The organism is Nocardia sp. NPDC003963, assembly GCF_053605105.1.
The window spans coordinates 190345-214815 of record NZ_JBSGIP010000006.1 but is presented as its reverse complement, the minus strand read 5'-3'; the positions used below and the strand labels follow the sequence as shown (position 1 = coordinate 214815).

At 67.9% G+C, this 24471-nt stretch carries 3 protein-coding genes; 1 reads left to right on the top strand and 2 read right to left on the bottom strand.

What is annotated here, in order from left to right; all coding sequences use genetic code 11:
* The coding region (locus tag ACWEWT_RS15700) for a DNA primase (RefSeq protein WP_452559492.1) at window positions 1–1768 on the top strand (1768 nt) is incomplete at its 5' end.
* Window positions 1769–1780: 12 nt separating this feature from the next.
* Here ACWEWT_RS15700 and ACWEWT_RS15695 read toward each other — a convergent pair.
* Both ACWEWT_RS15695 and ACWEWT_RS15690 read right to left on the bottom strand, forming a co-directional pair.
* On the bottom strand, window positions 1781–2065 hold the full coding sequence (locus ACWEWT_RS15695; RefSeq protein ID WP_452559490.1) for a hypothetical protein: 285 nt from the start codon (window positions 2063–2065) through the stop codon (window positions 1781–1783).
* Window positions 2066–2167: 102 nt separating this feature from the next.
* Window positions 2168–24466: a UvrD-helicase domain-containing protein gene (locus ACWEWT_RS15690; protein WP_452559489.1), complete on the bottom strand. Its 22299-nt coding sequence runs from the start codon at window positions 24464–24466 to the stop codon at window positions 2168–2170.
* Window positions 24467–24471 lie beyond the last annotated feature (5 nt).

Below are 24471 nucleotides of genomic sequence, written 5' to 3'. Positions count from 1 at the left end.
CGGGGACGTTTTCGGATTCCTCCAAAAACACCAGCAGATCGGGTTTCCCGAAGCCGTGCAGATGGCCGCCGACCGGATCGGCTACACCATCCGCTACGAAGGCGGCGGCACCTCACTGACCGCCCAACGCCAGCGCGACACTCGCGCCCGACTGGTCGCCGCGAACACCGACGCCGCCCAGTACTACAGCGAGCACCTCGGCACCCACGCCGGCGCCAGTGCCCTGCGGTTCCTCACCGACCGCGGATTCGACGACACGGTCATCACCACCTTCGGCTGCGGGTTCGCGCCCAAATCCTGGGACGGCCTGACCAAACACCTGCGCTCCAAGGGCTACACCGAAGAAGAACTCACCACCGCGGGCCTGTCCCAGCCCGGACGCCTTGGGCTCATCGACCGGTTCCGCGGCCGGTTGATGTGGCCGATCCGCAACCCGGCCGGAGAGGTCCTGGGGTTCGGGGCCCGCCGCATCTTCGATGATGACCCGATCGAGGTGAAATACCTCAACACCCGCGAGACGCCGCTGTACAAGAAATCGCAGGTGCTGTTCGGCCTCGATCTGGCGCGCCGCCAGATCGGCAACCGGCACATGGCCATCGTGGTGGAGGGCTACACCGACGTGATGGCGATGCACGCCGCCGGCATCCCGCACGCGGTCGCCACCTGCGGCACCGCTTTCGGTGAACCACACCTGAACGCACTGCGGCGGATCCTGCTCGACGACAGCACCTGGCGTGGTGAAATCTGCTACCTGTTCGACGGCGACAAGGCCGGACGCACCGCCGCGACCCGCGCATTCGCCCATGTCAAAGCGATACCAGGACGTGCCACGGTCGCGATCGCCCCGGGCGATCTCGACCCGTGCGAGCTGTGGCAGCGCGACGGTGAGCACGGGTTGCACGACCTGCTCGCCCGGCGCAGTTCGCTCCTGGGGTTCGTGCTCAAGGCCGCAATCGCCGAGCACAACCTCGAGGATATCGATGGCCGGGTCGCGGCCATGCACCACGGGATATCGATACTCGCCGAACTGCCCGATCCGATGATGCGCACCGAATACGGCCGCAAACTCGCCGAGCTCGTCGGTGTCGACCCCACCGCCGCCGTATCCCTGCTGCGCGAGTCCGGCCCCGCGCCGAGCCGGGACGCTCCGGTGTCACCGACCGAGCGTGCCCGGTCCCCGGGGCCGCTGCGCTGGCAGCACGGCGCCCTGCAGGCGGCACTGCAACACCCTCAGCTTGCCGCCGCCCACGGATTCGACGACCTGGATCCCGAGGTGTTCACCGATCCGGACTGCGCACGGATCCACGCCGCGATCACCGACCTCGGTGGCGTCGCGGGCGCACCCGCCGACGCCGGCCGCTGGGCTCACGCCGTGCTCGATCATCTCGGCGCGCACGCCGACACCGCGGCGGCGCTGGCGGCCGAACCGCTGCGCCTTCCCGACACCGAACCGGGCCGACATGTCGGGTCCCTGCTGGTCAAACTCACCGACCAGTATCTGGCCGATCGCAAGGAGACACTGCGCGCGGAGCTGAAGAGCTGTTCCCCGCAGCATGACCCGCACCGATTCAGCGAGCTCACGATGTCGATCAGCGATATCGAGCAAAGACGCCGGACACTGCTGGCCGCGCACTCACCTCACGCCTCCAGCGTCGCGCCACCGTCTGCCTCGACATCGACCGCTTCATCGTCGTCGGCCGCACCCGGCCGAAGACGGATCATCAGGTCTGCTGCACAGACCAGCGGGCCGAGACGACCTCGCCTGTGAACCGGTAAGCACTCACCAGGTGGGCCGCAGCGCCCGAAGCCCCGGCAGCCGGAATACCAGCTCGGCGAACGTGGAACGCCAGAAGCCATCGTTGAAGTGCGCGATCGCGAGATGGCTGAACAGCCACAGGCCGGAACCGACTACCAGCCACAGCAGCGCGAAAAACGGCTCCATACCGAACATCAGCCCGAGCAGCGAGTCCACGACCAACAGAAGCCCGGCAACAGGTGCGGTAACCAGGAGCATTACGGCGACGGAGATCAGCACCAGTGCGGCGAAGACAAAGAACTCGAACATGATTGGTGGCCCCCGAGGGTTGGGTGTGACGAGTGGCGGACCGGATACTGCGCCGGTAGCGGTCCTACGAGGAGGATAGGAGCCGGGCCTGCGCTGGTCAACTCAGATCCGGGGGCCTGCCGATTTTCGAGTATTGTTGCGGTGCAACATATTTCGTCTCCTTCCGGCTGGATCGAGAGTTTCCGTGACAGCATGTTGCGTCGCGCCGTCGGCAGCCGACGTGGAGTTTTCTCCCGCGGCTGGGGCGGCATCGGGTGAACCCTCGGCAGGCTTCGGCGACGGATCTGATGTGCTGGCAGCCTGCAATGGGTCATCGGCGGCCGGCGGACCGGCGGGTTCCTGCTCGTGTTCGGTGGCTGCAGCGTCGTTGTTCATTTGGGCGTATTCGGCGGCATATTCGGCCATTTCGGCCTTCTTGACCGCAACGTATCGTTCCTTGGTGAGTAGGCCTGACTCTTCCACCATCCTTTTGGTGGGGTTCAGTTCGCGCGACCAGCCGGGGTACCGACCCTGTTCGGCCATGCGCTGTCTGCGTGCTTCTTCTTCGGCGCGTGCTTCGGGACTGTCTTGAGCCTGCCGCAGCGCGATCCGGATCTCTGTGAGCTCGGCCCTGGCGGCGAGGAGTTCCTCGGCATGCTCAAACGGTGCGTCTACGATCTTTTCCGCGTGCTCGATGTCGGCCCGAGCCTCTGCGAGTTTCACGTAGAGCGCCGGTATCGCTTCGGGGAACCCTACGTAGGCGTTGGTAATGCGCTGATTCAGGCCGCGTGCGATGGCCGCGTCGTCGGATGCTGCGCTGGAGGTGGCGTTGCCTCGGGGTTTCGTGGTCTTGGCTACCGTCTTGAACAGTTGTTCCCGTTTGATCTCGACGTGAGCAGGTAGGTCGCCGATCCAGATCGTGAGCTTCTTGTCGACCCAGCCCAGATCGGCGGTGAGGGTGTGTCCGTCGATTGCGCCGATTGCTCGTGGGTAGGTGCGATCTCCTTGCGTCTGCTGGGCATACAGGCTGCGATATGTCCTCCGGACGGTCTCCAGCAATGCTCTGTTCGCCGTGCCGCGGTCGTCGAAGGTTCTGTTTCCGATCGTAATGAGCCCGGGTTCGTTGGCCCATGCCTCCGCCGCTGCGATGTGCTCTGTCAGGCCATCTATCCGCGCCTGTTGTTCGCGGATTCGGCCAGGCAGCGTCTTTACGTCCCCGGCGGCGCGGGCTCGTGCTTCCGAGTGTGCTTCATCCAGAGCGCTGAGTCGTCCGACGATGGGTTCGAGATCGACCAGCCGAACGTGGCGTGGGTCTCCGGTCGCGGCCGCCCGGGTCATCGCGGCAGCTTGCGTCAGGTCGTCCTCGGCGAAATGCTCGAGTTCGTCGCCTTCGAATTCACCGGTTCGGATTTGGCTTATGTATCCGCCCTTGGTTTTGACCGTCGAGTACATCATCACATCGACGGTGCCCTCGGCGGCGTAGTTGATCAGCTCCACTTCCTCGTTCTGATTGCCTTGACGGTAGACGCGGCCCTCTCGCTGTTCGAGATCGGCCGGCCGCCATGCCACGTCGATGTGGTGCTCGGCGACGGCCCGGGTCTGGATGTTCATTCCATGGCCCATCAGGCCTGTACTGCCCAGCAGTACCGCGATGTGGCCGTTGTTGGCGTCTTTGCTGAGCTGCCGCACTTGGGACGGCTTCCGGGCTTCGTGGCGGAAGCGGATCTTGTCTTCGGGCATCCCCGCCAAGCCGAGTTCGGGAATACCAGCGATGAGCCGCGCCTTGATGGCGTCGTAGAGCGAGTTCTTTCTGCTGGCGCCGTCGGGTGTGCCGCGGTCGCAGAACCCGATCTGCAGCGCTCCGGGGACCGGATGTAGTGATCCGTCGGGTCGGCGGTAGCGATTGTTCTTGTGCTGGTGATACCGGGTCAGCATTTCCCGGGCGACCGCGTAGCTGCGGGTCTGGGTGGGATCGGCGGCTTCCAGTCCGACCAGTTGCGGGTCCAGGGCAGCGTTGCGCCCGTCATTGAGAATTTTCAGCTGGTTGTCGAGCCACGGTGTGGCGGGATCCAACATGTCCAGCCGTACATCCAGATCGGCGATGAAGTCCCGGACCTCTTGTCCTGGCTTGATGGTGATGATGACGCGTTTGGGTCGCGGTAGATCGACCGGGACTTGGTCTCGGGTGACAATGTCGGTGAATACGCGGGTCAATGCCAACAGCTGCCTGACATTCGCATACGAGACCAGTTTCTCGGATGCGGTGATCCTGCTGCCCGACGCGTTGGTGGTGATCACCGATTTGGTTTCCGCGAAGGACGACCCCCAGTCCGTGACGTTGTAGATTCCTTTCGCCTCGAGCAGGTCAGGGCGCATGAACTCCTGGTTGCCGTATTCCTCTGCGAGCGCGTTCGCGACCCTGGTGCCGGTGGCCCCCGTGTTGATCCGCATGTCCTCGATATCGGGTTCCGCGCCGCGCATCAGCGCCCGGGTGCCGGCGCGCTCGAACAGCAGTTGCTTGACCATGTGGGCGTTCGCGCCGCGTTGCGATCCCGGGGACAACGCGAGTTCGGGGACGGGGGAGGCTCGGTGTCGGTTCTTGTAGAGGTGGAATTCGTCGAGCAGAAGGTAGTCCAGGCCGCTGTCTTCGATGGTGAGGCCCGGCTCTTTCTCTGCGGCCAGCAGCTTTTCCAGGCGTCTCGCCGCCGCCTTCTGCGCACGAACGAGCTGTTTGATGCTGCCGCGGGTGATCTCCGGATCGTCCTTGGCGTCTGTGAGGGTCTCAGTGATCTCGGCGATCTGATCTTTGACGTAGCGGGCGCGGCGGGCCGGTTTTACGCCGATGCGTTCGAAGGTCGTCATCCCGACGATGACGAAATCCCAGTCGCTGGTGGCTGTCTGCGCGATGAATCGGCGCCGATCGGGACCCTCCATGCCTGGGGGGCCGGCCAAGATGCTCGCTGTGGGAAACCACCGTGTGGCATCGGCGACGACATCTTCGACGATGTTGTTGGGCAGAACGATCCACGGCTGCCGGGCCATCCCGCGGCGACGGAACTCCCAGGCGGTCATCAGCATCGTGAGGGTCTTGCCTGCGCCGACAACGTGGTCGAGCAGCACGGTCGGCTCATTGAGTGCCCTGGCGGTGGCATCGAGTTGGTAGGAGTACGGGGTCACACCTGTGAGGCCGGGGATCGTGAGTCGGCTCCCGTCATGGCGGGGCTCGACCCAGCAGTTCATCGTCGTGTTGAACAGCGTGACCAATCGGTCGCGGCGCTCATCGTCGGCCCACAGCCAGCGTTGGAACTCGCCTTTGATGCGATCCGCCTGGGCTTGGGCATGCGCGGTGGCTTTCACGTTGACCAGCGGTGCGCCGTTCTCCCGCTCCTCTTCGCTGTGGTGGACCACAATCTTTTCGCTGTTGCACATGGTCTCGAACAGCGACAGTGCGGGCCAGTCGCGCGTTCCCCACTCCTTGGCGCGCGAGCTGATCTTGTCGGACTCGAAGCGCCACCGGCCGCTGAGGCGGTCGCCTTTCGCGTCTGAAAGCCCAAAGGTCTCTCGGGCAAACACCACATGATCCGAGGCAGGAAGCCAAATACTGCCTGGTTTGGCGGTGATTCGGGCAGCTTCCATCCACTTCGGCTGAACGGCCTCCAGTGCCTCGACGTTCTCCTCGTACTGGGCATCGTCGATCGCGGCGAGGCGGGCGCGGAACAGTTTCTCGCGGACGTCGCCGCTGAGGTATTTCGGCGCTGGCAGCAGTCGTTCGGGCTGATCAGGGTCACGGAAAACCTGTCCGGTCAGTTGCTTACGTGCTGCCTGTTCGTCAACCCCCAGCAGGTCCGCGATGTGGGCCAGGTCCACGCCGCGGCCGTTGGCCAAGCTGATCGACAACGCATCTCCGGGGTCGTCCACGGAAGTGACAGGATCCGCGACCGCGGCGACATCGGTGGTGAAGATCGGGGCTTTGCGCGTTTCACCTGTGTTTTCGTCGTACTCTTCCAAGGCGAGGACGACCGCGATCGCCGGGTCCCGGCTGATCGCGCCTTCGAGATGGGTGCGCCGCTTGGACCGAGGGACGGCGGTCCAAGCTTTCTCGTCGAGTTCTTCGAAGATCTCGTAGGGAAGCTCATCGTCGTACGGCTTCCCGTCGGGGTCTGCGTGTTTTGTTCGCCACTTCCGCTCTAGCTCGGCGTATCGCTTGTCGCGCTCTTCTTCAGTGCGTTCCCGGCCGCCCTGCCACGTGAAGCGGTTCAGGGCCCCATATTTTGCGAGGTAGGCGTCGTACTCGGCATTGAGTCTGCTACGAGCGTCTTCGCGTTCGTGCGGCTCGTGGTCCTCTCGCTGCGTCGTGACGACTCGCTGCGCCAGGTCTCGCAGTCGGAGCAAGGCTCGGGTCTCGACGCTGCGGCTGTCGTAGACAGTGACAGGTTCCCAGGTTCCGAATTCGGTGACCGCTTCGAAGCCGCTGGCGTGAAAGCGCATTGTGCCGATCGGCTCTTTGAACCTTTGGTCCGGGTCGTGGATCAGTAGGCCCGAGATTGGTTCGGAGCTCTCGACCAGGTACTCGGCGCGGGCGTAGAGCTCCAGGCCATCGATGCGGGCGCCTGTGATGATGTCGCGCAGGGCGGCAGAGACTTCGCTCGGCAGGTTGTCGAGGTCGGTGTGGTCGACGTGGAGGTGTCCGGATCGCTGTGTTCCGCCACCGGCGGAGATCTTGCCGAGCACGTACTGGGGGTTTTCGGTGAACCATGCGTTCACGGGCAGCGTGACGGGTTCGCCGGTCGCCTTGTCGACCATCTCGGCGGGTTCGGTCCGCCGGAATTGATAGTTGCGTGTGACGAGTTCGGGTGGCAGCGCGTCGCGCTCGAATGGGTTGATGGTCGGGTCTCGTTTGCGCAGGATCACGATGTCGCAGACCACCGAGGTTCCGGCGACGCGGGAGAACGCTTTGCTCGGTAGCCGGACAGCGCCGACGAAATCGGCGACCGCGTGCATGTCCCGACGGGCGAGGTCGTTCTCGGCGTCCATCGTCCACGACGAGGTGACCACTGCGACATATCCGCCGGGCGCGGTCATGGCCAGCGATTTCAGGATGAACGCGTTGTGGATGGAATGCCCGCGCGGGTTGTAGGTGGGATCGCGCACCTCAAATTTGCCGAACGGGACGTTTCCCACCGTGGCGACAAAGGAATCGGGGGGAAGTTTGGTGTGCTCGAAACCTTCGAGGCGTACCAGCGCGCTCGGGTACAGGTGGTGGGCGATTCTCGCTGAGATCGGCTCGTTCTCGACGCACACCATCTCGGCACTGCGTGGCGCGAGGCCGGCGAAGGTTCCTGTTCCGGCCCCGGGTTCCAGGACGCGGCCGCCGCTGAACCCAGCGGCCCCCAGCGCCGACCACATCGCGGCGACGATCGCGGGATCGGTGTAGTAGGCGCTGAGTACCGAGTCGAGTGCGGCCTCCCGGGCGTTGTCATCGAGCAGCCCGTACAGCCGTTCGCGATCGTTGTCCCAGTCGGCTTGCCGGGCATCGAATATCTCGGGGACCGCGCCCCATCCCGACCACTGGGCCAACTGTTCCTGTTCCGCGGTGGTGGCGGGCCGATCCTCGTCGTTGAGCCGCTGGACGATCTCGATCGCGGTCATGTTCGCCCGGGCCCGGGAGCGTTTCCCGCTGGGGACGGTGACCGTGCCCGGGTGCCGCCAATCCCCGCTGCGATCGATTTCATCAAGTGGGCCCGATTCGGTGCCGGTCTCGGCTGATTCCGTGGCAGGTGCCGGTTCCCCCGACAGGTCCATCGCGTCGCTGTCGGTGTCGACGGCCGTGGAGTCGTCGCGTGCGGCGGTGATGCGGTCGCGGATGAACGCGAAACTGTTGCTGTCGGGGCCGGTCCACAGCGGATCGGTCAGCTGTGCCCGGTCCACCAGGGCCAGCGCGGTGTCGAAGTCTTCTCGGCGGAACGCTTCGAAGGCCTCGGTGTTGAGCAGCTGTTCGGCGGCGTCGCGGCGTTGCTGTTGGCGCTGTTTCACTTGGGCTCGGGTGAGGGTGAGGATGGTCTCGCCCTGGTCAGTGATGCGGGCTGCCGCGACGGCCTTGATGTCGGTGTAGGAGTCGGCGTGCGAGCGTCCGGGGAGGTGTTTAAGAGCGACTTCGGCGACGTAGCGTGCGGCGTCACCGCCCGCGGCCGGGTGGTTGAAGAAGGCAGCGTTGTCGTCGGTCAGGCTGTGGATGACCGCGATTTCCCAGTCGGTGAACCCGGACTCGTCGTCGCGCTCAGCGTCATCGGCCCCGTGAGCCGATGCGCTGAGCGCAGTGATGTCGTCGCGATGGCCACGGCGTTCGTTGTCGGATAGTTCGGGAAAGTCGCTGAGGGCGGAGTCGAAATCGTGGCGTGCACCGAGGATTTCCCGTTCCAGCGCTGCGCGGTCCGCGCTTCGGGGCCATTCGGCCGGATCCAGCCCGAGTTCGGTGTGCAGGCGTTCAATTCTGGCCTGGGTGTAGATCCTTTGGCGGCGCAACTGCTGGCGCCAGGGGATATCGGCGTCCTCGGAGGCGAGGACGCTGTCGCGCGCGGTGCTCTCGGCGGTCAGCCGCTGACGCAGCTGTTCGGGCACCGTGCCGGTGACCGGTGATCCCAGCACCGTCGCGAACGCGGCGTTCTCGGCAGCGCTGCCGCTGTGATCTGTGCTGGTGAACTGGGACAGAACCCGGTCTACGAGGTCACCGCGGTGGTGGTTATACAAGGCCCGCGCCTGTTCGTGGCGCGTGTCCTGGTCGGGGTCGAGCAGGATGCCGTTGAGATGCGCGGTGACCAGCCGCATCGCCAGCACGCGAGCCGCCTGCCGGATGCGTTCGTCGCCCAGGTCGTGTGTGTCGGCGAATTGCCTGATCTCCCAATGGGCCGCCACGGCTTCCCCGGCGGCCTCGATACCCGGGGCGCTGGAGGCGGGCCGCTCGTTGGCCTGGTATGCCTCGTCAAGGATCTGTAGGAGGTGGAAGTGCCGCAAACCCTGCATGAGGGTTTCGGTGCGGTCGGTGGTTCCCAGATGAGCACCGGGTGCGACGGCCGTGGGATCCGGGCCCCCGGCCTCGGGCTCCGCGGTGTGCAGCTCGTAGCGGTAGGGCTCCAGCGAGGAGTGATCGCCCGGTAGACCAGAGACGACGTGCGGACCGGCGAGCACTTGGTGCACGATGTAGTGCCGGTCACCGAGGGCGAGCAACAGCCGCCGGCCGGCGGGCTCGGTCTCCGGCAGGACGCCCAGGTAACGCTCGGCGGGGTCGAGGAGTTCGAGTCGCAGCCGCTGGCCGTGCAGGTCCGCGAACAGTGGTGCGGTCTGGGCGGCCTCGTCGAACAGCCGCTGTCGTTCCTCGTCGTGTGCATCGTCTTCGGCCTGAACCACCAGATCCTCGCGCAGCCGATCGACGGCCTCGCCGACGCTGCCCAGGTCGTGGTCGACCATCCGGTCGGGCGCCCAGCCCAGGTCGCTGTCGGTGTCGGCGGGGCGAGCCCTCCACAGCGACAGCGATTCCGGGCCGCTGCGGCGGCGTTTGATGATGTAGTGGTGCCCGCCCGCTTCCAGGATTTGGTGGTGTCCGTCTACCCCTGCATCGCGTTCGTAGGGCGCGATGAGCCCGAGGGGATCGTCGCCGGTGTGTTCGGCAGGCGAGGGGTCAAGCGAATCGTGGTGTTGTGTGACGACGCCGCGGGCGCGTTCGATTGCGGCGAGTAGGGACCGGCTTTCGAAGGTGCGGGTGTACTGGCTGGGCTGCGCGGTCCAGCGCCGCAGCTTCCCGGTGTCGGTGGCACCGTGGATCAGGCGGACATGGACCGCCGCCGGGTCGCCGACCACCAGAGTCCGGGGGTCGATCACCTGCAGATCGGCGATATCGTCGGCGGTGTCGGCCGCCGACTCAACGGGTTGTTCGGCTGCCATTGCCGCCAGCGCGGTGGGCACCGCCTGCTGATGGAGGTGGTCGATCGGATCGACCCCGGCTTTCGTCACGGCGCTGATCAGAGCGTTGTTGTCGGCGGAGGCGATGAGCGCGGAGTAGACGTCTTCGGCCGCCGAGCGGGTCAGCGGCGAGTGCAGCATCTCGGGCGCCAGCGTCGGCGCGGGTGCCGCGGTCGGTGCGGTGGTGGGTGCGGCGGGCCGGCTCACGGTCATGTGGGCCGATCCCGTGTCGCGGCGATGGACGTAATAGCCTTGCTCGACCAGCGCTTCGGCGGCTTCCTCGGCCATCTGCGTTTGATGGTTGGAAAGCTCGTGGACGGCATAGACCGACACCACATTCTGGATGGGGTGTTTCCCTACGCGGATTCCGTTCCAGTCGAGTCTGGTGTTGGGGCGGACCGAGAAACCCAGCCGGGTCAGTTTCCGGGAAACCGATTGCGCGGTGATCGGCATCCGCTCCTCGGGGATCGACGGCTGATCACCGAACGCGACAGAGGCCGGCTGCTCCTCTGCGGCCGTGACTCCGCTGTTCGAGGCTGCCAGTACACGCAGCACGGGGTTGCTGCGCAGCAGCGGCGCGGCCAGGCGTTCCAACTCCGCGGCCGTGGTGCCTGGTTCGGGCAACCCGGTACGCGGTTCGACCGCGCTGGCGGCTGCCGCAGGTTCTGGAGTTCGGTCCGGGCCGGCGTCGCCCTCAAGCTCGGCTGTGAGCAGTGTGGCGCGCTCTTCGCGGGGAGTGTCCTCACCTGTCGGTGTGGGCTCTGCAGGCCGCGGGGCCGTGGTGGCGGTGGCGTTGTGGTCGGTCGGGTCGGGTGCGGGCGCTATGGCGGTGATGGCGAGCAGTTCGTGGATCAGGGCGTCGATCTCGTCCAGCGTGGTGGGCGCCGGGGCGGGGATCGTCACCGAGGACGCGAAGGCGTCGAACTCCTGTGCGGTGATGGTGACCGCCGCGATCGTGTGCGGGAGCGTGCCGCGCTGGTGTGTCAACCGGATCTCGTGGTCGGCCACCTGCACCGAGCACTGTTCCCATGCGGGGCGCAGTGAGCGCACCGGCAACGGCAGCGAAGCCAACAGGTCGGTGGTCAGAAGAGGTGATCCCTCGTTGCGGGACTTGAGGCTCGACATGAGCCGTTGGGCACCTGATGTCGAGGCCGCCACCGCGTAGAGCAGGAGCCGCTGGTCTGGCGATAGCACCTGCTCAGCGCGCCGGTTCTCCGCCGCCGTGACGGGCTCGGAGGCGATATGCGTCGTGTCGCCGTCTGTGGCGGTGGGGGAGAGCTGCGGGGGTTGCGGGGTGGCCGGTGCCACGCCGCCGTTGGGTTCGGTGTGGTCGAGGACGTAGGTCAGTGAGCCGAGGTCGAGTTTCTTCTTGGCGCGGGTGACCGCGACGTAAGCCAGGCGCAGTTCCTCCTCCGACGGCATGGAGAGTTCGCCGGTGGCGTTGTCGAGTTCTGGGCCTTTGAAATCGTCACCGATCCGGACGTTGTTCCATTCGAGTCCTTTGGCTTTGTGGGCGGTGGAGACCACCACATCCGGGGGCGGCACGGTGGCCAACTCCCGCAAACGCGCCAACTTCGCTTCGCGCTCCTGCGCACTTCCCTCCGCGATCCAGGCGCGGACAGGTAGGCCCTTGTTCTTTCCGAACTTGTAGACACCGGCGCCTGGCAGCTCTCTGCGAGTGAATCGGGCTTTTGCGAGTAAGAATCGGGCCGCATAGGTGGCGTTGTAGGTGCGGCCTTCGGCGACGATCCCGACGTCGGTCTCGGGGAATGCCAGGTCTGCGAGGGGGTTTTCGCCGAGTTCGTGGACTTGCCGGACCAAGCCTTCGAGGTCATCGACGCCGTTGGTATCGACAATGCGGACCAGCATGCTCAGTTTCGCGTCCTCGCCGCGTTCGGCGCGGTCGGCGGCCTCGGCCCAGGTCCGGTAAGTTGCCAGGTCGTCGTGGAGTTGCGGTGGGCGCGAGCCCTGCCCCTTCAGATACCGTGCGGTGTCCACGACCGATAGCAGGTCGGCTTTCGTCCCTTTCGGTACGCCGACGCGACGGCCGGCGTCGAGTTCGCGGGCGATCTCTTTCAGAGCGCCGCCGTTGGAGCGCACCAGTATCGCATCAGGGTCGGCCATCGTGCCCGAGGCGATGATTTCCGAGGCTGGGCCGCCGCCGGCGATGCGTAGTGGAGAGTCGAGCAGTTGTAGGAACCGATTGCCCATCGAGGCAACTTCCGGGCCGAACCGGAATGACACGGTCAACGGCAAGATGGTGTCGGCGGTGGCAGTGTCGAGAAAGTCCACGGCTCCGGTGAATCCGTATATGGCCTGGTTCTGGTCACCGACCAGGATCTTGCGCATCGCCTGGTCGGCAACCACCTTGGCCAGCACCGGCGGGGTGTCTTGCCCTTCGTCGAGCATCAGCACGGTGGCCGGTCGGCGAAGCCCCGCCCCAGGTTTGGTCAGATCGGGTCGCGACAGCGCCCACTGCTTGCGGAGATGATCGAGAGTGAGGCGAAGCTTCCCGTTTTCGGTGCACAAATCCGCCCAAGCAGCCCTTGCGTACTCGACTACGCGGTCTTGCTGAGGAGCGGGCCACTCACGCGCTCGAGGCGGTAGGTGGCGGTGACTGATGTCGTCCTCGGCGCTGGTGGCGTAGGTGTCGACGGCTGCCATCGCGGCCACAGCCTGCTCCGCTGCGGACTCCGCAGCGCGCCGGATGCCCAAATGCCGCGCGACCTCGTCAGGGCGCCGCAAGGCGTCGGTCTTTTTCGAACGCTTCTGCATCGCCCTGGACGACCACGTGTAGGCGATGGAATGACCGGTGCGCGATTCCACATTCGCCGGCATCCGCTCGTCGGCTTCCTCACGCACCGACCGGTTGAACGCGATGTAGACGATGCGTGCGCTGGGATCGACCTGCCCGATGCGGCGGGACAGGCCTTCGAGCGTGCTGGTTTTGCCCGCACCCGCTCCGGCTTGCACTTTCACGTCCAGACCGGCCAGCACCGCGTTGTAGATCGCGGCCTGCTGCGCGGTGGGCGCGAACTTCTCCCTGTCGAGGATCTGCGTGGCGATGGGGTGCTCCGGCACGGCCACGGTGACGCGCTCGGTCGCAGGACTACCGCCGGTAGGGGTGGGCTCAGGCCGTGTTGCGGTCGCGGCATTGGCCGCGTCGATTCCGGCGGGCGGATCGGGGATCTCGTGGGTGGCCACGGGGGCCGGCTCGTCGGCCGCGGTACCGGGATCTTCGTCGGACGAGGCGCCGTCAGTGCTGGTGCTGCGCAGGCGGTCGAGGATTGCGTCGATGGCGTCGAGGCGATCGCCGGGCACGAGTTCGGTGGTCAGTGCCTCGCTCAGCGCTGCCTCGGCAGCGGGAGCGGATTCGCCCTGGCGCACCAGTTGCTGGATGGCGCGGTCCAGCGTGGCGTCGAGATAGCCTTCGGCTGTGATGCTCCGCATGGGGACCAGCTCAAGCACGGCGGCGCGGGCCGCAGCGATGTGGTGTGTGTGCGACAGTTCGGTTTCGGCGATGGCGGCGCGTTCGCGGGCCTCGTCCGGGTCATCGCTGAAGGCGATGTCGGCGTAGGCGGTCAGTGCCAGTGTTTGCCAGTATTCGATATCGAAGGCGTCGCTGTTGCGGCGTCGGCGGCGGGCGTTTTCTTCGGTGGGCAGGCTGCGGGCGGAGGTGGCGGCGTGCTTGTCGGCGAAGTGGCTACCCAGATCCTGGTGGACGGCGGTCTGCTGAAACAGGCCGAATACGACATCGAGTTCCGGTGTCCGGGGGTCGGTGTCCGAGGTTCCTTGATAGGTCGTGCTGGTCCAGCCCGATCGCGGGGCGCAGGAGCGGCCGAGGCGGTCGACGGGCCAGGCCATCGCGACGGTGATATGCCTGTCGTCGAGGTCGTTTTCGACGACGAGATGTATCTGGTCGTCACGGTGGTGTACCGCGGTGCTCCACCCGGTGGCGGCTGCGGCCGCGGCCACTGCGCGCACCGGGTAGGGCAGGGCGGCGAAGTCGCGGCGATGTTCGTAGACCGCAGGGGCCGGCAGCGGGGAGTACTCGGCCGGATGTCCGGCGCGCTGGCTGGCTTCGATATCGGCGTCGTCCACCGCGAAGCGGGCCGCGCGCTCGCGCACCGCGCCCATCACCTCGGTCAGTGGGTGGTTGCCCACAAACCCCAGGTAGTCGAGTTGCTGGTTCTCGCTGTGATACACCCCTGTGCCACCATTGCTGGGGTGGTGGATGAGGGGATAGACCTGGCCGCCGGCGTGCACGCCCACGATCGGTATGTCTTCGTCGCGGGCGCCGATGACCCCGGTGAATCTCTCGTACTGCGGATCCAATTCCAGTCCGCCGCCGAGGTGCTGCAGAGCCGAGCCGTAGTGGGCTCGCCATGCCTTCTGGGCCGTGCGGCCGGCCAGAAGCATCCGTGTCTCACGCTGGTCGGTGCCGGGAAGGGAGTGGAAGACGATCTCGCGTAGTGCCCGGCGGCTGAGGCTGGGGTCCGGTTCCGGGGTGGCAAGTTGATCTTCGATGGCCTGTCGGGCGGCGGTGATACCGAGGGCGCCATACAGTGCGGGCGGTGCTTCGGCGGCGAAGCGGGTCAGCATCGGGTCGGCGGCCGCGGCGTCGATGAGTGCGCTGGTTTCGCGGGACAGTGCGGTGTAGCGCTGGCGCAGTTCGGCGTGGATCAGGTCTGTGGTGTGCCATAACGGGTCGGTGACTTCGGCGACGCCGAGACGGTCGAGGGCGGCGGTGAAGTCGAGTTCGTTGATGGCCTCCTCGGCCAGCTGACGGTAGCCCGCTGCCGATTCCTCGCGGGCGCTGCGCCGCTGCGCGGCAACCGCGCTGGTGTCGTCGAGACGATGCGGGTTGCGGGTAAGGTACTGCGTCACCGCGTGCTGCACCCGGGCCGGGTCGTGCCGGTCGCGCAGCGGCTGCAAGGCGGGCAGTTCGCTCAGGTAACGGGCGGGGGTGGGCAGGTGGGCGAAGCGGTGCGCTTCGTCGTTGATCACGCAGCGCAGCCGCGCCAGCTCCACGGTGTCGAATTCCGCGGTCGTGTCAAGGTCGTCGAGCACGCTGTCCCAGCGGGCGCGAAGCTGCGGTTCGGCGCCGGCGAGCGGGCCTCCGGCCAGTGCGGTGAGGACTGCGGCCACTCGGTCGGTGTAGCCGGATTCCGAGGCACGTTCGGGAACATCTCGAATGGTGCTGGTGTGGGTGGTGTTCTCGACGCGGATCCAGGTGGGGCTCGGGTGGGTGGTTTCGGCGAATGGCCGGTAGCCGCGGTGGCGCAGCAGCGCGCTAAGCCACCGTGGTGATACCGCACGCCGGGCCAGTGCGGCCGCGATGTCGTCGACCGAGGTTGTGCTGTCACTGGTCGCGGTCTCGGCGCCGGAGCCCGAGGTGGCGGGTGGCGGGGTGAGTTCGGCGGAGGTGTCTGTTCCGGTCTCGGGATCGTGGTCGGGTGAGGCGAGTTCGGTGGTCGACGTCGCGGTGGTGAATTGGGAGCCGGTGTCGGGTGCGGGCTGATCGCGGATGACGTCGGGTGTGTAGCGGTCCTCGGCGAGGGCGGCGTCGATGCGGTTCTGGGCGAAGGTGGGGAACGCGCGGGGTTCCCATGCGCCGTAATTTCCACCGAACAGCCACCACGCGACTTCGCTGGCGTGGCGCTCGTCGCAACCTTGCACGCGGACGAAGTGCTGATCGATGTCGATGGCCAGCCCCAGGATCGGGCGGGCATGCAGCACTTGATGTTCGGTGGGCATCCGCAGCCAGGGCGCGGCCGCGCCCGCAGGCATGCCGGTGGGCGGGTCGAGGATGGTGACCCGCGCGTGGTCGGGGTCGGTTTCGATGGTGGTTCGCTGGGCCGTGGGTGTGGTGGGGTGCTCGGCGAGAGTGACACGTCCGACGGTTTCCGGTGAGCCCCAGCCGCCGCGAAGTGGACCGGAGTTGACGAGGTATCCGCGGGCGGTGGTGGGCTCGCGCCGGGAGTTGATGCCGGTGACTTCGCAGTATGTTCCGGCGGCGACGTAGCGGTAGCGCACTTGGGGTCGATCGTTGTCCCAGGTGATGACGTCGGCGGGCACGGTGGTTTCGGTGTTGATCCATTGCTGTTCGCGTGGAGTCATCCACCATCGCGGCGCGTAGTGCGCCCGCACCAGTTCCTGAATCGCGTCGCGGTCATAGTCCGGCTGCGCGGGGGTCGGACCGGCTGAGGTGTCCGGGAGTGAGGGTGCTGAAGTGGTGGACAGGGCGGGCACAAAGGTCAGCCAGGCGTCGCGTTCGGTTTCCGAGAGCCCGGCGACGTCGAGGTAGGCGGCCAGCGGCGGGCGCAGGTCCCCGGAGCCGGTGCTGCCTTGCGGGTTGGTGGCGATGCCGTGCAGGAATTCGTTGATCTGGCGGTCGGTGAGGGCACCGAAGGTGAGCGTTTCGGATTCGATGTGGGGTCGTAGTTGTTGTTCGACCTCGGTGATCTGGTCGAGGTCGGTGAGTGCGCGCCGGTAGTTGTCGCACTGGGTGCGCAGTTCGGCCGACGTTTCGTCTTCGGCGAGTTCGGCTTCGGCGCGGGCGAGCTGGGCTCGGCGCCAGGTGCGTTGCAGGCTGGTGGCTCCGAGAAATGCGGGGCCGAGGTCACCGGTCAGCCTCACCGCGGTTTCGGCATGCGACTCGGCGGCACGCAGCGAATCCAGGGGGTCCTCGTCAGCGGCGTCCGCGTCGGGGTTGAGCAGCAGCTGCGCGAACACCACCGCCGGCAGGGCGTGGCGGGTGATCTGATCGGAGTCGGCCAGCGGCCGGCTCCACGACAGCGACCGCCGGAACACCGGCCGCCTGCCGGGTGGTGGGTTTGTCCAGACCAGCCGGTGTTCGCGGCGGTCGCTGTCGTGGTCTCGGGCCACGTGGAGCACGTGGTTGCCGATATCGTCGAGTTCCTCGACGCGATAGCCGAACGCGCGCGCCGCGGCGGCGATCGGTGAGTACGGTTCCACCGCGGATTGACCGGCAGCCAAGGGTAAGACGGTGTGGTCCCGGGGGTGGGTTTGGGCGCGGCGCGTGCGGTAGGCGTGGGCGTATTCGTGGAGATAGTTCCTGATTTCGGGGTGGCTGGCGTGGTCTTTGGCGACCTCGACGCGCCCATAGCCGCGCCGTTCGAGTTCGTCGGCCAGGTCCGCGATCGCGTCGACTTGCGCGTCGATATCGCTGCGGTCGAGGTCTTGGCCCACCAGCACGCGATCGTCGGTGTCGGCCAATCGGCGGGCTTGCTCCTGTGTTCCGCCGTATTTGTTCCAGCGGGTGGAGGTCAAGGCGGTGCGGGCGATTTCGAGTGCTGCACGGTCGGCCGCGCTGTCGCTGGCCTGTTCGGCGGTGCCCAGTATTTCGGCCAGCTTTTTCTTGGTGGGCAAGCTGCGGGGAGACGCGGTAGGAAGTTGCCATCGTGGCCCGGGATCGAGTGGTGCGGAGGAAGTATCGGCGAAGGCGATGGTGTGGGCGTGGGCGGCCTGGGTGAGTGCGCTGGTGATGGCGTCGATGTCGGTGGCCGACACCGCGAGGGCATCCAGTGCGGCGACGAGGTCGGTGTGCTGTCCGTCGGTGGCGGCGGTGCGGGCAGCTGTGTCGAGGAGGTCGCCGAGCCGGTCGGCGGCGGCCGCATCGAGCCGTCGGCGGGCCGGGGTGGCGGCGGTTTCTGCGGCGTCGCGGATCGCGGTGAGCCGCTGGTGGGTGTCGAGCGCGGCGCGGGCTCGGGTGAGCTGGCGGGCGAGCACGGTTTTGGTGCGATGGCCGGTCGCGATATCGACCTCGATCGTGAGCCGCTGCACTACCGCGTCGTGATAGGCGAGTTCGCGGTCCTCGACGCCGGCGCGATTGCTCCCGCGGTCGGCGGCTGCGTCGCGTACGGTCAGCTCGTGTCGCAGCGCCTGCCACAGCTGCGGATGCACGGGCGTGCCGAAAATGTCGCCGCTGGTGGTGGCGTCCTGCGGCACGGGTGGCGAAGCCGGCCCGTCGGCTGGCACCGGATCGAGGGGATCAGGTTGTGGCTGGTCGGCAGCTGTGGGCGGCTGTCCCGGCCGAGGCTCGGTTGCCTGGGCAGTGGTGAGGCTCGGCGGCGACGGTTCGGGCTGGGGTTCGGTGATGGGCAAGCCCAGGACGTCTCGGCCGATGAGGTCTGTCAGCGCTGCGGGATCGGTCGTCTCGGTCAGTGCGGCGCGGGTTTCGGGGGGCAGCTGGTAGGCGGTGGCGGTCAGGTCGTCGCGGGTCAAGCGCGCGGCTGCGGTGTCGGCGTGGGCGGGGTCGTGGATGGTGATGAGCTGGGCGGCGGCATCGATCTCCCACAGCGCCGAATCGGGCCATGGGGTGTCGGGCAGTGCGGCGTCGGGGCGTGGCGGGGTGCGGGTAGTGGTGGCGAACAAGGCCGCGATGGCGTGGTCGGGGTCGGCCAGCGCGGCGGCGATCCGGGGGAGTGTGGCGCCGTGGCATCCGGCCCACAGCAGCCGCTGCTGCTCAGGGCTCAGCTGCACCGGCGGCGTGGGAGGCAGCAGTTGCGACCAGTCGCCGGCGGCGAGCTCCGCCGAGATCTGTCCGTCGGCCTCGAACAGCGTCGGCATATCCGACTGCGCTGCCAGATCATCGAACAGTGTGGTGACCGCGGACAGGGTCAACCCGCGGTCCAGATCGCCTGCGGCCGTTGCAGTTCCCGAACGCCAGCGGTCGTAGTTGTAGTGCCCGGTTGCTGCGTCGAGCAGCCAGGTCAGCACCAGGCTGCGGTCGTGGTCGCCGCTGGGCGGGGTCAGGCGCAGTTCATAGCCGGGAATCCCGTCGTAGGTGAGGTGGGTGGTGGCGGGTCGCCATCCGAGGCTGCGCGCGACCGAGGCTTTGTCGATGGCCGCGCGCGGCGGCGGGTAGGCCGGCGTGTCGATGTCGATGACATCGGGGTCACGCTCGGTGCTCGGTGCGGGCCGCGTGTCGGTGAGGCTGCTGATCTCCGACCAGGCCAGTGGTGTGGTGTGGGCTCGGAGGAGGCTGGTGGCGAAGCTCTGGCGGGGATGGAAGTCCTCGGTGGTGCCGTCGCTTCGGCGCCAGCGGATGTGGGAGTGGGTTTCGCTGTAGTTGTAGGTGCGCCGGTCAGGGTGTTCCCAGGCCAGCGTGAGGTCCCAGGCGCCGTAGTCGGTTTCGGTGTGCAGCCGCACCTCGAACACCGGGGTGTCGTCTCCGATGGTGCGATACCCCGGTCCAGGGTTCCAGCCGGTGGCGGTCGCGCGGTCGATGAGCGCGGTGAGCTGAGACGGCAGCCGGTCCAGGGATTGAATGTTCGCGGGGGTGGAATGCCCACCTCGGTCTGCGGCCGGGTCGAGTTGCTCGCGTGCGGCGGTGATCGCCTCGGCGAGCTGGTCGGGGTGGATCTGTTCGTCGGTGCGGTCGTCGGAAGCGACCGCGGTCATCACGATGTGGCGGCGGTCGAGAGCGCCGACGATGACCTGGTAGCTCGGAGCCGTCTCGGTGCTGGTGTGTAGTTCGCGCAGGACCTCGGGGGCGACTTCGTCGTGAAGGTATCGGCGGATGTCGATGCCGGCGTGGTGGGCGCGGTGTACCAGGTCGGTGTGTGTGCGAGCCAGGGCGGCGGTGATCTCGTCGAGGGGGTCGCCGACCAGAGCCGAATTCAGCGCGTTGAAGGATACATCGCGGCCAACGTCGTACTTCCACAACCTTTCCGAGCTCGCGGCGGCGCGCACCCGTACATCGCCGTGCAGTAGGGTACGGGCGGACTCGGCCAGCTCGGCGCGGACCGCGGTGACCCGGCGGTGCACCTCGGGTGCGTTATGACCGGGCAGGTCGCCGTCGGGGAGGCGGTGTTCGCATCGGGCTTCGACCAGTGCGGCGCGGCGGTCGCTGCCCCATTGCTCCCAGGTCTGTCCTGCGTTGCGGGTCAGTTCCCAGCCAGGCCGGATCAGGACCCGGCGGGTGGAGGGCTTGCGGGGATCGACCGGGATCGGTGAGTAACCGAAGTCGATCTCGTGCCAGCCGGTGTCGCGGTTGATGTCGGGGAGAGGCAGGTTCGGCTGGACGTGGATGCGGACGTCGCCGATGAGCCAGGCGCGGGTATCGGAATCGGAGATATCGAGGTTCGCCTCGGGCAGCAGCCGCGGCAGGTCGCTGATCAGGTCCTCGATGACCTCGTCGAGCGGGGCGACCCGGGCCGCGGTGAGCGGCATGCCCGTCCAGGTGCTGGTCACCGGGTCGGCATGCAACGCGTCGGCGGCCGCCGCCCGCCAAGCGCTGACCTGCGCGGCGTCGGCGAAAGGTGGCTCCCACCACTGCTCGCGCTCGCGCAGTGCGGCGACGGCGATCTGCTCATACACCTGCGCGCCGCGCGCCGCGCGTCCTTCTGCGGCGATGGTGACGTTGTGGGCGCCGCTGAGGCGTCGTTGCTCCGACAGGCGCGCGTCCACGATTTCGCTGAATCCGCGATGCCGGGCCAGATAGTGGGCCGGGTAGGGGTGTCGCTGGATCGCCTTGCGCACGGTGGGGTCGGCGGCGATCGTGTCGCGAATTCGGCTCCAGTCCACTGGCGCGGCGGTGGCGGGCTCCTCGCGGGGCGGTCGCGGCGGTGGCGGCGCCGAACCGGATGGGGTTGCGCTGACTGTGTGGTCGCCGAATGAGCTGCTGGTCTGCTCGAACAGGAGCAAGTCGTCAGGGGCCGGGTCCGCCGGGGCGCGCGGCCGCGGTTGCGCGGCGCGGGAAGGCGGGGTGGTCGTCGGCGGATCGGGAGCCGACTCCGCGATCTCTGGTGCGACGGTGGTCGGTGCGGGAGGGGTTGGGGTGGTGGCCAGTTCGCGGCGGGCGTGAGCGAGCGCGTCACGGAAAACCTGTTCGCGGATGCGTGGGTTGGTTTCGGTGATGTCGACCCAGCAGTAGTCGCCTTCTTTCTGTCCGGGCAGGCGGGGTTGGATGCGTTGTTCGAGGATGACGTGCGCGCCGTCGGGGTCTCCGACGAGGATTGTGTGGTAGGACACGGGTCGCAGGTCGGTGGCCCAGGCCGGGTGTTGCGGGTCGGCGGCGATCTCGCGGTGCAGGGTCTGCAGGGTGTCGGGGACCAGCGTTTCGTGCAACAACTGCTGTGGGTTGATCGCGCGCTCGGTCAGGGCGGTGAGCAGGTGGGGTTCGCTGGCTTCGATATCGGCGATCACGTCACCGATCGCGGTGTATACCAGTGCGATGAACGGGGCGTCGCCGAGGTTGTCGGGCATGAGCACCGGCGAGCGGGCGTAGGCGTGCATCATCTCGTGGGCGTGCAGCGGTACGCGGGCTCGGTCGATGAGCGCGGTGCGGGCTGTGCGGACTGCGGCGTGGATGCGGGCGTCGTCGGGGGTGAGGAGGTCGGCGCAGCCGGCCAGGTGCAAGGCTTGGGCGCGGGCGGCGCGGTGATCGTTGCCCCACTGCTGTTTCTGCCGTGTCTCGCGTGGGCCGGTCTCCACGATCCAGCTGTCGGTGTACCAGTGGACGCTGATCTCGCGGGATTCGATGGCCCAGCCGTGTGTGGAGCTGGTCCACACCGAACTGGCGGGAGCCAGCAGTGCGGGCAGGATCGTGTGGTGGACATCGGCGGTGAGCCAGTCGGTGGTCTCGTCGCGGCGCAGACCGGTCAACAGCTCCGGTGCTCGGCGCGGGAGATCGTCGATCAGGCGGTCGGTGAGTTCGTCGACCAAGCGACCCTGGTGCGTGCGCCAACTATTGGGCTCGACGAGGCCGAGGACGGGGTCGAAGGCCAGTTCTGTGGTCGCCCAGTCCCGCCACTGCCGCAAGGTTGCGGCGTCGCGGAACGGGTGCGGCTGCCATTCGCTGGTGTAGGGGTCGTGTCCGGGGCCGCCTTCGGCGATCTGGCGTTCGTCGCGGATGCGGGACAGCAGTTGCGGGTAGCTGTCGGGCCCGGCGCCGTTCCAGAGGGGGTCGGTGAGTTGCGCCTGGTGCAGGGTGGCCAGGGCGGTGTCGTAGTCGCCGGTGTCGCAATGTTGGAGGGCGGCGGCGCGCAGCTGTTCGGCGGCAAGGCGGCGGTCTTCGGTGATCTTGGAGCGGCGTGGCCACGAGCGGGTAGGGATCTCGGGATCGGCCCGCAGGACGCCTGCGGTCTCGGCGACGACTTGGCGTAACCCGTAGCGGCCGATCAGCTTCGGGAGCTGAACGGTGGCGACGGAGAAGGCGATGCGGTCGATGTCGAGCACACCACCGTAGTGGTTTCCGGCCATGTCCTGTGTCGTGCAGCGGATCACCGCCCGGTCGATGCCGGACAAACCCACACACGGCACCCCGAGCGCACGGTCGGTCACCGCGGGTTCTGCCGCCGCGCTCACCGCCTCGGGTGCCGGCGTGGGCCCGTCCGGCGCCGCGTCGGCAGTCGGTGCCGCCTCCTGCGGCCGCGAGGTCGGTGACCGTGTGGGCTCGGCTCCGGTGCTGGTGGCGTCCGCGCCCGATACTGCCGGGGTGGGGCGGGGTTCGTGGACGGTTCCGGTCGTTGCGGGCTGGGAGGGGGTGCGGGCCCGGGTGATCGCGGCGGTGAGGGTGAGTTCGGTGATGGTGTCCCCGGTTTCGTGCGCCGGGGCGCTCCATCCGTCGCGGTCTTCGCTCACGGGGATGCGGGCGCCGTCGGGGGTGGTGACGGTCACCGTGGTGGGATCGGCGGGGTCCAGGTCCAGATCCTCGCCCGGCAGCTGGGGGGTGAACAGCGCAGGCTCGTCGAGGGTGGCCGGGTGTTGGGCCTGCTGGTGCAGCTCGGTCAGGACTTCGGCGGCCGCGGTGTCGCGCAGGAACGGCTCCGGCGCCAATCCGAGGCGCCGCGCTTCGGCGATGAGGACCGGTTCGATGTCGGTGATCGCAGCGACGGCGGCGCGGACGGCCTCGCGGGTGGCCACCGAGGTGTGGGCGGCGGGCACGGTGGCGCCGGGGGCTGCGGGGGCGTTCATCAGCTCCGAGCGGGCGGCGGCGTGCAGCAGTTCGTTGGCGGCGAGGTGGGGGCGGGCGCGGTCGTCGAGGGCTCGCCGGATCCCGTCGACGCGGGCACGCACGGCGTGGTCGGTGGGCCGGATCTCCTCGTCGCGGCCGCAGATGCGCAGGGCTTCGGCGACGGCGGCGCGGTGGTCGCGCCCCCAGCAGTCCCATCGATCGCCGTCCTGGGTCACCACCCACCAGGCGTCGCGGTGGCGGGCGACCTCGACGCCGCTGCCGGGCACGGTCCAGCCCCGGGCGGTGGGCCCGAAGGCGGAGTCGGTGCTGTCGTGGTCGTCGAGGGTGGGCACCAGGTGCTGGTGGATATCGGCGCGCAGCCAGTGGGCGGTGTCTTCCTCGCCGGTGTCGAGACCGAGGTCGGGGAGTTGGTCGGTGACCTCGGCCAGCAGCGTGTCCGCGATCGCGTCGACGACCCGCGGCCGGGTCGGGCCGGCCGCGCTCAGGTCGGCGGCCAGCAGCGGATCGGAGCGTAGTTCCTGGGCGGCCCAGCTTCGCCACCGCGCGATATCGGCGTCCGAGCGCAGTGAGGCGCGCCAGTTTCGGCGGGTGTGAACGATCGCGTCGGCGGCGATCTCGTGCGCGAGACCGTGCAAGGGGTCGCCGGTGCGGGCGTGGCGGTAACGGGCGTCACGCAGGGCAGCGTCGCCGAGGTCCGCGGTGGGCACCGCGTTGAGCTGGTCGGCGATCAGCTGCTGGAACTCCGTTGTGCGCGAAAGCGTCTGGGCGTCGTAGCCGAGGCGGCGCACCGCGTCGTCGACCTCGGGGGCGGTGGCGATATGGGTGCGCAGCGTGGTCCACACCGGGGTGGTGACGGTGGAGCTTGCCTCGTGCCAGCCATCGAGGAAGGCATCCCGGATGCGTTGCGCGGCCGCGGTGGTGCCGGTTGCGGCCAGTACGGCGGCGAGGTCGGGGTGGCGTGCGGGATCCGGCACGGTCAGCAGGTGCGCGGGTTCGAACAACTCGGCGCCGAGCTGGCGCCAACCCTGCAGAGCCGGGTCACCATCACCGGAGGCGGGATCGGCGCTCGTGGTTGCGGAGTCGGTTCCGGGCGCGGTGTCGTCGGTGGCCGGGTCATCTGCGGCTGGCGCGGGCCTCGGAGGCCGCGGCGGTGGGGCAGCGGCGGGGGACTCCGGGGCGGGTTTGGCGAGGGCGATCGCACTGGTGCGGGCGGGCGGGAACGTGCGGATGTGGTGGTCGGGTAGGTGGGTGCGGCGCCAGTGCGGGCCTATGCCTGCGCCGGTGCGGGTGTAGCGGGCGCCGGTGTCCAGGCGTTCCAGTACGGCGCGGCCGATGGTGCGATGTTCGCTGAGTTGGGCGGTCGACAGGTCGACAACTCGCACGATTTCGGGTTCGGGGTGACCGGGGGTGGTGCTGATGAGGATGTCGCCGGCGTGCAGATCGGTGATGTCGGTGATCGGGTCGCCGGCGGCGGCGAGAGCCTGGTGTTCGAGGGAGGTGAGAGCCCGCCAGTCCCGTGGCATCTCGC

Coding starts and splice junctions, on each gene's coding strand:
- ACWEWT_RS15690 (WP_452559489.1), bottom strand. CDS start 24,466: ATGCCACGGGACTGGCGGGCTCTCACCTCCCTCGAACACCAGGCTCTC.
- ACWEWT_RS15695 (WP_452559490.1), bottom strand. CDS start 2,065: ATGTTCGAGTTCTTTGTCTTCGCCGCACTGGTGCTGATCTCCGTCGCC.